The following is a 15,076-nucleotide window of genomic DNA, read 5'->3' as shown; positions in this document are numbered from 1 at the left end:
ATCAGATAATACCAAAATGCTTCATTGCCTTGCTGATGCCATCCTCGTCGATGGGAGCTGTCACATAATCGGCAGCGGCTTTCACATCCTCTTTGGCTTGTCCCATGGCTACTCCGATGGCTGCATGGCGGAGCATGCTGATGTCATTTCCTCCGTCTCCGAAAGCCATGGTATCTTCGAGTTTAATATCAAAATAGCGGATTATTTCATCAATGCCCTTTTGCTTGGTGTCTCCTTTGGCGGTCACATCGGCAAATGCAGGATACCATCGGCCTATCTCGCAGGTAGGAATAGACGGACGGATTTCTTTTTCTTCCTCTTCCGTGATAAAGGGTGTCATTTGGATGACTTCCTTACTGGTTGCCTCCTCGAAAGATACAGTCGGAATCACATTCACGTGCAGGAAATCATAGAATATCTTTTTCACCATGTCATTGGGCTGGCAAACGGAAATGTTGTGTTCCTCTACAAAGATACAGGGAACGCCTTTTTTCTCGCAGAAATCTCCCATCGCTTTTACTTCGTCCTGGGGGATGGCACTTTTATAGATTACCTGTTCCCCGACAAAGCAGTAAGCCCCGTTCATGGTGATATATCCATCAATCAGATTCCGGTCTTGCAATTCGGAGAGGTTGTTGATAATGGCTTTCGGACGTCCCGTAGCGATAAATATCTTCAGTCCTTTTGCACGGGCGGCTTCCAGTGCCTCAATGGTAGACGACGGGATGCGGTGAGTTTCAAAACTGACCAATGTTCCGTCTATATCAAAAAATAATGCTTTCGTCATAAATTCTTTTTTGAATGGAGTACAAAAGTACTATTTTTCTATGTAAATAGCAATTAGGAGATTTCTCTTATGCTTTTTTTAAATCTCTACTCTTATCGATAGGAACACAATTATTTAAAAGTGCCTAATAAAATGATTAATTATAATAGGTTCCTTTATTCTTTTGACTAAAAAAGTTTCCCAAGCATGGCATCAAGTCTTTATTCTTCTAACGAATTCTCCTTATACTTCTCTCCATAGAGTTGCTGGTACTCCTTTTGGAAACGGTCATAAACACTTTGTGCATACGCTTTTTGTCCAAGTTTCTTGAGTGCTTTTATTTTGAAAGTCAATGCCGTTTCGCTCATTCCGTCAAACGAGAAAAGCACGTCGGACAATACGATAACCTTTCTGGGTTCATTATTCGCTTCTACGATAGGAAGCAGTTTCTCGATGATCCGGATGAAAAGTTCGTCATGGTTAATTTTGATATTGCCAAACCATTCGTAATCTACAAAAGTAGGCAGTAAGGTGCCTCGTTGCAGCAGGCCGATAAATCAGAATCCTAATTATTAATGGGATGGCAATTATGCTTCTTTCTGTTTTAATAAGACGGGATATTGCAGAACTTGATAAAACTAACAGTCTGTCCGGATATTCCCTTGGGGAGATTTAATCGGGCTTTAAAAATCTTGAATCAATGAAACAAATAAAATATTTATCCTTTATCCTTTTTCTGGCTCTTCTCTGCTTGATGACGGGATGTGAAAATGACAAAGATGTGTATTACCCTTATGTCAATGTTCCGCTCACTACGCACAATCCGGTGCTCGTTGAGGGAGAAGTTCTGCATATCGGTATTGGTTTGGACGGTGTGAATTATCGTGTAGAGAGTGATAATGAGGATGTGGTGACTGCCGAGGTGGTCGGCAACGAAATACTGTTGACAGGCGGTGACATAGGTAGCACCATTGTTCGCCTTTCGGATGATAGCTACAATCGTGCTCTCATGACGGTTGAAGTACGTAAACTTCAGGAACTGACACTCGAATCGCTCCCGGAGGGAGTGGAAGTATTGCGTCTGGATAATGACGGTGTTATTCTTCGTGAAATGAAAATACTGACCGGTAATGGCGGTTATACAGTAACCAATTCTGCTCCTGAAGCCATCAGCGCTGAAATAGTGGAAGACCCCGACGTAACAGGAGGATATAAACTGATACTTGGCGGTAAAGCGAATGTCGATCAGGCAACGATTACTGTGACAGATTCCCGAAACAAGTCAGCTACTCTTAAAGTGCGGGTGACGAATCCGATTCGTCCTGTTCTGTTTGATAAAGAGGGGACTCTTGAGGGAGAATATGTGTACGAGGGTACGCCTCAACAGATTTCTTTCAATATCACTTCCGGTAATGGTGGCTATACCGTTAAATCTCTGAATGAGGGGGTAGCTACTGTGGCAGTATCCGGCACCACAGTAACTGTTACCGTGGTAGGTGACGGTGGTACAACTATTACTGTGACCGACCAGGAAAAGGAAAGCCGTTCCATAGATTTATGGGTACCGCTCAATCTTGACGACCCGACGCCACGTATTTATTGGGATGGTTATCGTGCCGATATTAACACGGTCGGAGTTTCCAGTACCGGATCTTATGCAACGCCAAAAGATATGTACTGGTATCAACAAAACGGTGAAGTGAAAGATACATATTATGTCTACTTTAACGGTGGTTGGGCAAACAATTTAAATTGTGTGAATGCTGCCAACCGTAATCCGAAGTTTGAAACGACTATCAATGACACTAATACTTCGTATACAGACAAAGCAGCCTCTGCCGTTAAACTGACCGAGTTTATTTTGGAAAAACGTATCGGTACAGGTCCGACGAGCCATCCGCATATCTATTTCATCTCTTTAAAAACAGAAGATGGTAAGCGTGGATTTATAGTGCATCGTTGGAATGAATAATAAAGACAAATAGGTTCTTAGTTTTTTTTTCAGGGTATGAATATGAGGGTCGGATGCTGTATTGCTCCGGCCCTCTATGTTTTGATAGAGCATACAAAATTAGAGGCTGCCTTTCGGTAATACCACGAAAACAACTATCTTTGCTAACTGTTTATTATACACATAACCTAACAACATTATGCAGTATGAACTATAATTTTGATGAAATAATAAACCGTCATGGTACAGATTCTGTAAAATGGGATGCAGTAGAGAATCGTTGGGGACGCAATGACCTGATTCCGATGTGGGTAGCTGATATGGATTTCCGCACAGCTCCTTTTGTCATAGAGGCTTTGAAAAAACGCCTGGAACATGAAGTACTTGGATATACATTTGCTTGCAAAGAATGGTCGGAGTCTATTATTAACTGGGTGAAGGAGCGCCATGGTTGGGCAATCCGTGAAGAGATGTTGACTTTCACTCCCGGTATTGTTCGCGGCTTGGCTTTTGTGATCCACTGCTTTACGCAAAAAGGAGATAAGATAATGGTAATGCCCCCTGTTTATCATCCTTTCTTTTTAGTCACTCAAAAGAATGAACGTGAAGTGGTATTCAGTCCGTTAGTCCTGAAAGATGAACAATATTATATTGATTTCAACCGCTTCCGTCAAGATATTCAAGGATGCAAATTGCTTATTCTAAGCAACCCCCATAACCCGGGTGGACGTGTATGGACCAAAGAGGAACTGTCTCAAATAGCCGACATCTGCTATGAAAGCGGCACATTGATTATCTCTGACGAGATTCATGCTGACTTAACCCTGCCTCCATACAAACATCCTACCTTTGCTTTGATTTCAGAGAAGGCACGGATGAACTCTCTTGTCTTTATGTCTCCCAGCAAGGCATTCAACATGCCGGGATTGGCTAGTTCTTATGCAATTATTGAGAACGACGAACTTCGTCACCGTTTCCAGACATATATGGAAGCAAGCGAGTTTAGCGAAGGACATCTCTTTGCTTATTTAAGTGTAGCAGCTGCTTACAGTCATGGTACAGAATGGCTGGACCAAGTGGTAGCATATATTAAAGGAAATGTGGATTTCACTGAAACGTATTTGAAAGAACATATTCCTGCTATCAAGATGATCCGTCCGCAAGCCTCTTACTTGATCTTTCTGGATTGCCGCGCATTGGGACTCAATCAGGAAGAACTGAACCGTCTTTTTGTAGAAGATGCTCATCTGGCGCTGAATGATGGAACAACATTCGGTAAGGAAGGCGAGGGATTTATGCGGTTGAACGTTGCTTGTCCACGTGCTACGCTGGAAAAAGCATTGAAACAGTTGGAGCAGGCTGTAATGGATTTAAAATAGTCTTTTAAGTCCATTACCCGGTTCGGAAATAAAATCAATCCGTTCAGGGGATGAAGCTATATTTCCTGTCTCACTCTTGCTTTTTACTATTTAATTTTGTATCTTTAGTGCTTCTCATCTTCCCAAAGACAGGTAATCATATTACAAAGTGACCAATATCATCTTATAAGGTGATATTGGTCACTTTGCAATGTGCCTATTGTCCCATTGTAACGGGACGACTTACCGGCTGCATAAAAAACTACTAATCTCTGCACTGAAAACCCTTAATCTTTGCACTGAAAAGTCTTAAGTACAAGATTGAAAAACTAGTTTGTTGCAGTATGATGATATGACAATGCCTCAACTATGGCATCACATTTACCGGAATCAGCCGTACCTCACTATTCAAGCCGGAGGGTAATGGACTCCAATGTCCATAATTGGCCGGACGATAGTTCAAATCAACAATATTGATTTCTTTGAATTTGCGCCACTGCACTCCCTGCCTGTCTAATTCTGCAATTCGATTCGCAGGGAGATTCGTGACTTCTATCTCGATGTGGTTTTTTCCGGGTTTTAAGAACTGGCCCACCTTTAGTTGATAAGGCACTGCCCATGCGCATCCCGCTTCCTGTCCGTTGATGCGGACACGGGCACTTTCGCGTACATCTCCCAAATCAAGAATCCAGTCGTCGGCCTGCAAAGTCGGCAATTCGATGTCTAAGGAATAAACACCGGTTCCCATGTTCGTTTGGGCTGCCGGATGATCGATATGGGTCCATGAACAGGGGCGATCTATATCAAATGTTCCTTGAATTTCCGGTTTGCTTTCGGCGAAGTGTAACTTCCAACCATGATCCAGACGAAGACTGAAAGGTTGCTCTTTGACATACTTCCACGGTTTGGATGCCTGCAAAGGTTGTTGATATGTTTGCAGAATGAACGATTCACCGGATTTTAATTGCAGATAGACTTGTGTTTTTCCGTTTGCCTGTCTTACCTTAGCTTCACCACATTCTCCGGTCATGGGATTGAAGAGAGCGGCTGCGGCTGCATTCGTTCCCAATGTGATCCAACCGTCCACTCCTTTATTTTGCAAGGAAGAGATGAAATAGTGGTGTCCCGTATCATTCACTCTTCGGATCGCTTGTAGTCCGAATTTGGTTTTCATTTCTTCGGGAGAAATATTGCAGCTGGCCAATGTGCGTGCATAATCCGTTCCTGTGATAATCTTCCCCTTTCCGATTGGAGTAACGGTTGTTTCCGAGAAAGAAACAGCCGGAAGTTGCCGGAGCGTACGCTGGTAACTTTGGCGTTTTTGTTCCAACTGACCGTATCCCGGTACATCTGTCGGATAATTTTCGAGGAATACGATAGTAGCTCCCTGTTTGGCCAGTTCATAAAGATGTGCCAATACATCACTCGGCATTAGGTGTGCAGCAGGCACTACCAATGCTTTGTAGCCCGTTCCGCCTGAAGTAACCAACTGTCCGTCTTTGAAACGTGTACTGCGAATAAAGTTATCGGAAATATAATCCCCGTCATACCCGCTGTTGTTGATGCGATGGATAGCGTCGATAAACTTAGGAGCCAGTTTATCCATGTGGTGTATCGTGAATAATAACAATCGTCCCGGTTGCTCATTCCACATATCATATACCGGAAGATAAATCAGGAAATCATTATCCGGCCGTCCCATTTGCAGAAAGCTCTGGCAACGGGTGATATAGTTAAAGAACGAAGGAGCATCACGCCAAATACTGTTTGTCGGACTCATATTGATAGAAGCGTAGAACAACCATCCGGGCCATTCGGCTTCTTTCGGAGAATACGGAGTGCCGTGGAAAAACATGTGATTGACTCCGGAAACAAACATCAAATCCATATCCGGTTTACATTGCGACAGGGAAGTACGGAAATGCTCCGTCAGCCATGTAAATGTCTCGGAAGAAGTATACGTTTTTCCTGCAATATGAGCTGCCGAGGAGGCATATTTCAGCATAGACAGGTCCGAATCATTCTTTTTGGTCAATGAGTCCTGACGCAATCCTTCGATGTGGAACTGCGACAGTCCGAAACCTTCACATTCCGGAATATCCACGGAAGCATAGATATCAATCAGATTACCGGGCGAACCATGTGCCTGATTACGGGTGATACTACCGTTTTTGTGTGCCCAGTCTGTCCATTGATGACTGAAGTTCTCCAATAAGAGGTCGGAAATGGTTTCCCGGTAATCCGACACGATACGTCTGCTAACTTCCGGACGGTTTTTATCCAGGAATTCGGGGAAATGTTCTTCCAGTTTATACCCCCGTCTACGAGCAAACTGTTCCAGGAAATCATCCGTCCAGTCAGCTTGATAAACTTCGTATGAATCGTTGAAGAAAGTATGTGGATAACTTGTCTTGCTACTTTTGAAAGCACGGTCAAAGCGGGAAAGATAATTTTTTACTGCCTTTTTTGAGAGATGATTCATCACATAGCCTTCTCCTCCCGGAGCTGCCCGTTTCACTTTCTGCCTTGTTTTTCCGATGTAAAGAGCGATCACTTTCCATTTGCCGGCAGGCGCTTTCCATTGCAGTTTGTCTTTTTTGACGTGAGCAGTCAGGTTGATACATTTGCCTTTCTCATCATATGCCATCACCCGGCTTAGTACAGAAAATGGTTGTTGCTTGGGATCGGTCACATTAATATCCTGTTCAATCTCTTTGCCGCCCTCTATTTCGTATGTCTGGAAGATAGCCTTGGTAGCCGCATCTTCTATACTAACTTCAGGTCCGCCAAAAGGCCATCCGGTTCCGGTATTCATATCAATCTCAATACCCGTACGTTTTCCTTCCGCTTGTGTATGCTTAAGCATTTCCATCCAGCGGGGAGAAAGGAACTGAATTTCATTCGCGTCATTGCCTTGCACCCCATAGATAGGAGTAATTTCTACTGCTCCCATTCCGGTACGTGCGTATTCTTCCAGATTATACGTCAGATTCTTTTCGTCTACGGCACTTCCCAGCCACCACCATCTGGCGCCGGGACGTGCTTCCACCGGAGTGTCCGGCCATTGTTGTGCTTGCATTACTCCACCTGCGGCGAGCAGGCAAAGAACTATCAATTCTCTTTTATTCATCATTCTTTCGGTGTGTTATAGTATTCTATATTTTCTGCGTCATCAGTTACAAAAAGCGGTCGTCCGTCCGGCTGTTCAAAGTGGAAGCGGATGCCGTCGAAGGTAATGTTCCGTGCGTGGCGGATATAAAACCCTTTGGCGGGAATAGTGCCGAACATCCAGGGTTCGGGGTATACTTTCTCCTGTTCGGGCGGAATACGTTTGCCATCCTCTTCGCTATATCCTCCTTTATAATAGAGGTGAATATTCCGAAAAGTTACGTCCTCAATACATGCACCCGGCACTCCGTTGATGATAGAAGCATACCGGCTGTCGGCATTCCATACATTGATATCGCTGATAAGAATACGTTTCATGGTGCCTACAGGAGTACCTTCAGGACTGCGCATACGTGCGCCCAACCGAAGGAAAATAGGCGCGTTGACTATATTTCTCATTGTGATGTTACTGATTACAATATCTTCCAGATGTCCTCCGTCTACTGTTTCCAATGCCAATCCACGGCAATGTTCAAAGATACAGTTCGTAATCGCAATATTGCGGAAACCTCCACTACTTTCTGTGCCGAGTTTGATGCGTCCCGTACGGAAACCATGATCGGGAGCCTGCGGTTCGTCCAACTGCCAAGTGCCGTCCATTACACTGCCTTTGTCAAAGCCGCTGACATAACAATCACTGATCGTCACATTTTCCGTATCTTGGAAGCGTCCTAATCCATAAGAGGCTTTCAATACAATGGCATCATCCCAGGGGGAGTTCACCGTGCATTGGCTGATACGTACGTTCCGGCAGCAATCAATATCAAAGCCATCCCGGTTGGTGTCTACTTTCAGATTCATAATCGTCAGATGATCCACTCCGGTAGCCAACAGGGCGAAATGCCCGCAATGCAGCATGGATAAATCTTTCAGGGTCACATTTCTGCAATCTTTCAGGCTGATAGCCTTATTGCCTACCCCCGGTAGGCGACTCTCTTCACGGGTCAAGCCTTTGCCATAGATTAAGCCGGGACCACTGATCGTAATATTCTCCAGTCCGATTCCCCAAATTAAAGAGTTTTTCCAATGGCTGTGACCGAAATCCTGATACTTATTATGTTCATTCGGTTCGGCGGTATCATATCCTTCCTCTTTTCCGGGAAAGGCGGCAATGATACGGGTGCCCTGTTCCAAATAGATATGAATGTTGCTTTTTAACCGGATGGAATAACACGCATATTCTCCCGCAGGTAGATATACTGTGCCTCCTCCGGCCTGTGCGGCCGCTTCAATTGCACGATTGATGGCAGGCGAATCAATCGTTTTCCCATCCGCTTTGGCTCCGAAGTCCATTACATTATAAATGGCTGCATGTAGATAGATGCAACCTATTAACAGACTGAATAATAAATAGATCCTTTTCATTTTTTGTCGATTTTGGCAAAAATATCCGGTAACATATAGTAGTTGTAATCCGCTTTTTCATTCTGTTCGTAGAAACAGAAGTAAAGCCGGAAAGGCTTGCTTCCTTCGTTTCGCGAAGAAGCCGGGGAGAGACTGCAACGTCCGGCCAGTACAGGGCGGTCGGTTCGTTTGCCTGATTCGTAAAGCATCAGGGGAGTTGCATCCTTATGTCCGTCACTCAAGCGAATATCATCGGTAGGAGTGACAGCCTGCAGCGTCCGTAATTGCATACTTTCTCCGTAGTAGCAAGTGAAGGCTTGTCCCTCCACGCTGAATACATTGATGTCCGAATCCGGTTGGCAATCGCCGAAACTCCAAAATAGGGCATCGGCTTCCGGAGCAGAGGCGACTTCTACTTCCAGAATAAATCCACGACTATCGGGCAGTGCTTTCCATTGGAAGGACACTCCCCGTATCTTTTCTTTAGGCTTTAGCCAGTGGCTTTCATTTCCTTTTGATATACCCAACCGGAAAGTGCCGGCAGGTGGCGTCAGTGCTTGTGCTTGCGCATCAATGAGCAAGATTCCCAGCAGTACGATGGTCAGGAGATGTCTTAACATAGTTGAAGTTGATATTACTTTGTTCATTCTCTTTTAGTTCAATGACATTCTTTTCTTCTGTCTTTAATGTGATTTCAGACAAGTTGAAATTCTTCGTATAGCAGATTTTGCCCGGTTTGTCGGTCTGCGCTTCGATGGCATAAAGATAGAAATTTTCCAGACGTAACGAATCATTCCATCCCGAAGCGGAGATAAATTCGTCCACATTTTCCGCTTTTACCTTTGATACGTAGACATTGCGGAAACGCGGATAACCTTTTTCGGGAGGCATTACCGGAGTCAGCATGATTCTCCAGTGCTCCGGGATTTCTTTCCCTTCATACTCTTTGGGTAAAGTGCTGTAACTGTAACTGGGGTTCCAGTTCAAGTCCGCCGCCAGCACGTGACGGACGTTTTCCGCTTTTACTTCGGTCATATAAATGTTTTCGATTGTCCCTCCACGGTTCATGGCGCTTTTCAACCGCAGCACGGCGGAGGTGCCGATTGCTTCCAGATTATATCCCAATACATTCCGTATGCTACCGGAAGTTTCGCTTCCGCAGGTGATAAGTCCGGCACCTTTGCGGGCGATGCAATTGCGTATGACCACATTTTCCGTAGGAAGGTTCACCCGCAGTCCGTCTGCATCCCGTCCCGATTTGATACAGATATTATCATCGTTACAGTCTACATCGCAGTTTTCGACCAAGATATTGCAGGAAGAATCAATGTCGATACCGTCCGTGCTCGGACCGTGTCCACCTATATTGTTGTTGATGGTCAATCCGTCTATCGTGCAATAATCGGAGTAAAGAATCTGACATCCCCAAAAACCGGTACGCATCAGGGTAAATCCTTTCAATGTAATGTCCGAGCTACGTTCTATGAGGATGCCCCGTACCCGTTTGCAGTCGTAATCCACAATCCAGCGCAATCCTTTTGCTTCGTATTCTTTCCGCATTTCCCAATATTTATCCCAAAATACTTTTCCCCGGCAGTCCAGCGTTCCTTCTCCGCTGACGGAAGCGTTCTTTTCATTGACAATGTTGATAACTGCCGCGGGCCATGTCATCTCGATTCCTGCAATCCGCGAACGGAATTCGGGATAATGATGAATGGATGGGCTGGCCAGTAAAGTCACCCCTTTGTCCAGTTGCAGGTTGACACCGCTTTTTATGAACAGTGCGCCAGTCTGATAATATCCCGGCTGGAGAACTACCGTTCCTCCACCGCTGACGGCACAACTGTCAATTGCTTTCTGGATAGCTTCCGTGCTAAGCACCGTGCTGTCTGCTACTGCGCCAAAAGAATTAGCGGATAAAATTACATGGTTTCCGGGCATTTGCCGGCTGCCTACACTATCGGCCCATGACAAATCCGGTTGTTGCGGTACTTGCCCCCATTCGAAGCTGTTGTTTCCTGCCTGTTTAACCGTTGGGGTGGCGCAAGCTGCTGTCAAAAGTGTGCCTGCCAATAGGAACAGGGGGAAGATGCTTTTGGTTTTCATATTTATCTAATGCCTGATTCTTAATACTTAATACCTACTACTTATCTCTTAATTTCCGTCCGGTTTTTCAATTTCCGTGAATGGTGATTCGTTCCAGTGGAAACCATTTACATCGTCCGGCTGTGCCGGATTATAGGACGGGTCTATTTTCAGGTGTTTAGCCAGTTCCGGTACGGCTTTCTTCATTCCTTCAATCACACATTGGGCTATTTGATAGGCTCCGTATGGATTGAAGTGGGTGTTATCCTCAAAAGCTTTGGTCTGTCCCGGATAAGTGCCTGCCGGATAGTGTACGAAAGCACGTTTCGACGTTTCTGTTCCCAAAGCTTCATAAAGCGTACGGGTCATTTCGTTGAGGTCGATCAACGGAACATTTTCTTTAGCTGCCAGCCAGCGCATGGCTTCCGGATAATCTTCGTGTGTGTCACGGATATGTCCGGTTGCGTCGAAACTCCGGCGTTGGGTGGGAGTGACCAATACGGGGTATGCTCCCCGTGCACGGGCTTCATCAATAAATGTTTTCAGGCTGGTCATAAAAGAGTAATAAGCTCCTTTGCCCGGCCCTTTTTGCTTTTGGTCGTTATGCCCGAATTCCATGAAAAGATAATCTCCTTTCTTTATCTGGCTCAATGCTTTTTTCAAACGTCCTGCGGCAATAAACGTATTGGCTGATTCGCCCGATTCCGCATAATTGGCGATACAAACGTCCGTACCGAAAAAATGAGGTATCATTTGTCCCCAGCTTGCCCATGGCTCGTTATCCTGGTCGACTACGGTACTGTTACCGCATAGAAAAACGGTAATCACTGACGGATCGGCAGGCTCGATGCTGATACTCTGGCATACGGGTGCATCGCCGTTAAATTCCAGCGTCAGTTTATCGTCCCAGTTCAGTTTGGCTTTTTCGCGGGGTTTGATACGTACGGATTCTTTTTCGGAAATGCGGGGATTGCGTTTGTTGATGATAAATGTTTCATCTACGAATTGTCCCTTTTTAGTAGCGAGGTTATCAATGAACAGTCGGCGTGATTCGCCTCTTACTGTTGTCACCCCTGCCTGTCTCTTGCTTCCCAGGCGAACGGTTACTTGATAGTTACCGTCCGGCACGCGGACAGAAAAGAAGAAGGGTGCCTTGCTGCCTTTTTCGGGAGTAGCGACGAGATCATATCCATATCCCGTCTCCTCACTGTAGCGGGGAGCATCTGCCAACTGGTATGTTTGGGCTTTCTCCTGTGCATTGACACTTGCCGTTGCCAAGAGTAGCAAGCCTATGATTGTAGTTTTCATGTAAAATGATATTAATGTATATTGTTTATGGAATTTAGGCACGGATTACACGGATTTCACGGTTTTTAGAATTACGCTTTTATAAAGCAACAGCGTAATCCGTGTAATTCGTGCCTGATAATTCCCATTTAGTTAATTTTCGGTTTGAGCTCGTCAGGAGAATCTTTGGTATAAGATTTCACATCTCCCGCCACTTTGGTGAATAATGCTTGTATCAGCTCCGGAGCTATCTTGTCTGCCGGACGGAAAGCATCCGAATTCATATAATTCAGGATTGCTTTGTGCATCTGGCGGGCAACGATTCGTTTTTCCGGTTGGGAAGTAATGTCCATACTGGTCATCATCAATTTACCGTTCAATACCTTTGCTTCGAACAACATGCCGATTTTCCGGCTGATAAACCAAGTATCAATACTTTGAACCGTTGGCTGGAATGTTGCCGGGAAGTCGGTGAATTGCATCACCTGCGCTTTGTTCAGCAGTTCCCACCATTGCAGGTTGCTATGATACTCGGTAGGGAATTCGCGGAAAAGAGGGTGATATTCATTCAGGAAAATACCGGTTGTGTGCGGCGGACGCATCTTGAACCAGGAAGTATTCCAGAATACGGGAGTGAAGTATTGTTTGACTTCTTTGCCGTATTGTATCTTTCCGGCAGCCGTAATCAGCACATTTCCTCCGTCTTGTAACACAGCCAATGCCTTGGCGTCCAAGGTGTCGGTGGTATATACTGTTCCTTGTACCAGTTCCACTTGTGCCGGATATACCCAGAAATCCCAGTCGTTTACGGCATCACAGCCTTCGATACGTACTTCCAGATTTAGTTTCTGCGGTGTATCGATTCCTTCCAGAGTCATATCTACACTACCCAGAGAATAAAGATTTCCGATGGGAATGTGATGGGTGCCGACAGTTCCATGAGCATATACTTTTCCGAATTTATCCTTAATGGTATATACTGTTTTTGCACTTTTCAAGGGAGCAGCTCCGAAATGAGATACTTCAATGTCAGCATGGAATGTTTCATTGTTGGCATATACAAATTTAGGAATACGCGCCAAAGGTACGGTCGGACTGCAAAAGCGTCTGAACTGTTCTGCGTTGATATATCCTTTTTCTTCAAAGAACACGTCCAGTACACCGACTAATGCAGTTCCCTGACCGGAATAATCATTGAGAGCCAGCAACTGGAATCCCGCATAGTCCGGAGTACGCAAGGTTTTTTCAATCTCATGTTTGTAGCAGAGTGCCTGCAATTTGCCCGAAGCCATCATAAAGTCGTGACTCTGGCTTCCCATGTGGTTATCGTTCAGAATATCCCGGAAGATTTCAAAGTTCTTCGCTTTGTTGACTCCGGTATATTTACGGATCTCATTGAAATTCGGGAATACGCACCATTGACCTGTTTCGTGTGATACATACGGTTGTTTCACCGTGTCGATTCTTGCACGATAATCCGATTCACTTTCCGGTTGCGCACCTGCCCAACTAAGTCCGCGTGCGCCGGCTTTCACATGATACTCATTGTGAGGTTGCCATTGCCAGCTGTTTCCAACGGAGGCTCCTGTGTATACACGACGTGGATCGGTTGCTTTCCAATAATCCACGAACTTGCTGACCCATGCCACCCAACGACCGGAAGGCTCATTGCCGCAAGCCAGCATGCAGTAAGAAGCGTAATTCCCATATTCCTTGGTCAGTGCAATGGTTTCGTCCATCAGGTATTTGTCAATCGGTTGTCCGTTACCCAGTCTCGGACCGTGGTTCGGCCAGCTCGGTCCTTCCGGTTGCAGATAGAAACCGACCAGATCGGCAGCGATGAAAGCTGCTTCCGGCGGACAGAAAGAGTGGAAGCGCATGTGATTCAGACCATAGTTACGACAAATGCGGAACACCCGTTCCCAGGAAGCTACATCCATCGGCGCATAGCCTGTCAATGGGAAGTCACAGTTTTCCACCGTACCGCGAAGCATCGTTTTGCGGCCATTTACATAGAACCATTTCCCTTCTATCTTGAAATCACGCATACCGAACTGTACTTGTTGCGTGTCAGTTTGCTTGCCGTTGGTCAATTTTGCCGTCAGTTTATAAAGTGCCGGACTGAATTCATCCCACGTCAGAAACTCTTTTCCCATCGGAAGTTCCATTTCCACCGGATTATCTCCCGGACGGATGTTGAAACTTTGATGTACGGGAGCCACTTTGTGCTGAATGTCCGTGTTAAAGCTCGCAGCGGAAAGGGTGATCTCTCCCTTGGTGGAAGAAGCAGACCGTATATTCATGCGAACCAGCGCTTTCTGATTGCTCAAATCGGGATATACCTGAATGTCTTCTAAATGGACTTTGGGAGTAGCTTGTAATTCGATTCGTCCGACGATACCGTTCCAGTTACCTTGTGTCTGGTCGGTGATGCTGTGAGAATCTGGACCTACGTTGATTTCTTTGATTCTATTATCGATACGGATGGTAATCAGGTACGTTTTTCCGGGGGTGGTTGCAGCAGTCAGGTCATAGACATGGGGAACACAAAGACTGTTTTGCATACCAAGCTCCTGCTGATTTACCCATACAGTAGTTTCGATGTGCGGACGTTCCAGAAAAAGAGTGATTCTTTCTCCTTTCCAGTCAGCCGGAATTGTCACTTTCTTTTGATACCAGGCCACACCTACATAATGTTTGTCGGGAGTCAGAAAGAAGGGTAGCTTTACTTGTCCCTCTATCCTGTATTTTTCCATATATGGGTTGAAGTAGTAAGAACTGTCGTAGAGGCTTCCGGTCCATTGGGTACGGACGGTCACTTCATCTCCTTTCAATTTTTCGGGCATGGAGCCGGGTAGGTTGATAGAATCGTCGAGGGATTTTTTGAACCATTGTTCCTTGACGCCGGTATCTTCCCGGTCTATCTGGAAATTCCATTTGCCGGATAAACTGAAAGAGTGATTTTGTCCCGCTACGGTCAGTATGGAGATAAATACGATAGCAATACTTACTAAAAGTCGTTTCATGATATATAGAGTTGATATGTTTTTCATTCTTTTTAAAATCTGCCGCTAAAGTAGAGCTTTTTAAGGGTTTAGTAAATAGAAAGATGTACAG

The 15,076-nt window shown here is 45.2% G+C and carries 10 protein-coding genes; 2 read left to right on the top strand and 8 right to left on the bottom strand.

Translation table 11 applies throughout. The features are described from left to right. Position 1 precedes the first annotated feature (1 nt). Positions 2-787, bottom strand: a complete 786-nt coding sequence (locus DWZ47_RS07290) for a Cof-type HAD-IIB family hydrolase (protein WP_004301545.1) — start codon at positions 785-787, stop codon at positions 2-4. Between the two features lie 200 nt (positions 788-987). Continuing rightward, positions 988-1,134: a hypothetical protein gene (locus tag DWZ47_RS30600; RefSeq protein ID WP_004301546.1), complete on the bottom strand. Its 147-nt coding sequence runs from the start codon at positions 1,132-1,134 to the stop codon at positions 988-990. Positions 1,135-1,466: 332 nt separating this feature from the next. Between DWZ47_RS30600 and DWZ47_RS07285 the strand changes: the two genes are divergently transcribed. After that, positions 1,467-2,738 carry a hypothetical protein gene (locus DWZ47_RS07285; protein ID WP_117512680.1) on the top strand — a complete coding sequence of 424 codons (1,272 nt, stop codon included), beginning with the start codon at positions 1,467-1,469 and terminating at the stop codon, positions 2,736-2,738. A 185-nt stretch (positions 2,739-2,923) separates the two neighbouring features. Further along, a complete protein-coding gene (locus DWZ47_RS07280; RefSeq protein WP_117512679.1) occupies positions 2,924-4,096 on the top strand; it encodes a MalY/PatB family protein in 1,173 nt (390 codons plus the stop codon). A 346-nt stretch (positions 4,097-4,442) separates the two neighbouring features. On the opposite strand, the gene DWZ47_RS07275 is transcribed toward DWZ47_RS07280, so the two are convergent. From DWZ47_RS07275 to DWZ47_RS07250, 6 genes are all read right to left on the bottom strand, one after another. After that, complete coding sequence (locus DWZ47_RS07275) at positions 4,443-7,208, bottom strand: glycosyl hydrolase (protein ID WP_182281621.1); 2,766 nt, start codon at positions 7,206-7,208, stop codon at positions 4,443-4,445. Continuing rightward, positions 7,205-8,608, bottom strand: a complete 1,404-nt coding sequence (locus DWZ47_RS07270; RefSeq protein ID WP_004309132.1) for a glycoside hydrolase family 28 protein — start codon at positions 8,606-8,608, stop codon at positions 7,205-7,207. Before DWZ47_RS07270 ends, DWZ47_RS07275 begins: the two co-directional genes overlap by 4 nt. Beyond that, positions 8,605-9,207 (bottom strand): DUF4450 domain-containing protein, encoded by a 603-nt coding sequence (locus DWZ47_RS07265; RefSeq protein ID WP_032847391.1) that lies wholly within the window; start codon positions 9,205-9,207, stop codon positions 8,605-8,607. The genes DWZ47_RS07270 and DWZ47_RS07265 overlap by 4 nt, the downstream gene beginning before the upstream one ends. Beyond that, positions 9,158-10,693: a glycoside hydrolase family 28 protein gene (locus DWZ47_RS07260; protein ID WP_117512678.1), complete on the bottom strand. Its 1,536-nt coding sequence runs from the start codon at positions 10,691-10,693 to the stop codon at positions 9,158-9,160. The genes DWZ47_RS07265 and DWZ47_RS07260 overlap by 50 nt, the downstream gene beginning before the upstream one ends. Before the next feature lie 48 nt (positions 10,694-10,741). Then, positions 10,742-11,980 (bottom strand): rhamnogalacturonan acetylesterase, encoded by a 1,239-nt coding sequence (locus DWZ47_RS07255; protein ID WP_117512677.1) that lies wholly within the window; start codon positions 11,978-11,980, stop codon positions 10,742-10,744. 128 nt (positions 11,981-12,108) lie between these two features. After that, positions 12,109-14,985: a sugar-binding domain-containing protein gene (locus tag DWZ47_RS07250; RefSeq protein ID WP_117512676.1), complete on the bottom strand. Its 2,877-nt coding sequence runs from the start codon at positions 14,983-14,985 to the stop codon at positions 12,109-12,111. Positions 14,986-15,076: the final 91 nt, after the last annotated feature.

Origin of the sequence: Bacteroides sp. AF32-8BH (genome assembly GCF_003435205.1) — a bacterium.
GTDB classification, from domain to species: Bacteria; Bacteroidota; Bacteroidia; order Bacteroidales; family Bacteroidaceae; genus Bacteroides; species Bacteroides ovatus.
This window is presented reverse-complemented; position numbering and strand designations above follow the sequence as displayed.

Bases quoted from the DNA above. Each gene is read 5' to 3' on its own strand.
- DWZ47_RS07250 (WP_117512676.1), bottom strand. From the start codon at position 14,985: ATGAAACGACTTTTAGTAAGTATTGCTATCGTATTTATCTCCATACTG.
- DWZ47_RS07265 (WP_032847391.1), bottom strand. From the start codon at position 9,207: ATGTTAAGACATCTCCTGACCATCGTACTGCTGGGAATCTTGCTCATT.
- DWZ47_RS07280 (WP_117512679.1), top strand. From the start codon at position 2,924: ATGAACTATAATTTTGATGAAATAATAAACCGTCATGGTACAGATTCT.
- DWZ47_RS07270 (WP_004309132.1), bottom strand. From the start codon at position 8,608: ATGAAAAGGATCTATTTATTATTCAGTCTGTTAATAGGTTGCATCTAT.
- DWZ47_RS07285 (WP_117512680.1), top strand. From the start codon at position 1,467: ATGAAACAAATAAAATATTTATCCTTTATCCTTTTTCTGGCTCTTCTC.
- DWZ47_RS07255 (WP_117512677.1), bottom strand. From the start codon at position 11,980: ATGAAAACTACAATCATAGGCTTGCTACTCTTGGCAACGGCAAGTGTC.
- DWZ47_RS30600 (WP_004301546.1), bottom strand. From the start codon at position 1,134: ATGAGCGAAACGGCATTGACTTTCAAAATAAAAGCACTCAAGAAACTT.
- DWZ47_RS07260 (WP_117512678.1), bottom strand. From the start codon at position 10,693: ATGAAAACCAAAAGCATCTTCCCCCTGTTCCTATTGGCAGGCACACTT.
- DWZ47_RS07275 (WP_182281621.1), bottom strand. From the start codon at position 7,208: ATGATGAATAAAAGAGAATTGATAGTTCTTTGCCTGCTCGCCGCAGGT.
- DWZ47_RS07290 (WP_004301545.1), bottom strand. From the start codon at position 787: ATGACGAAAGCATTATTTTTTGATATAGACGGAACATTGGTCAGTTTT.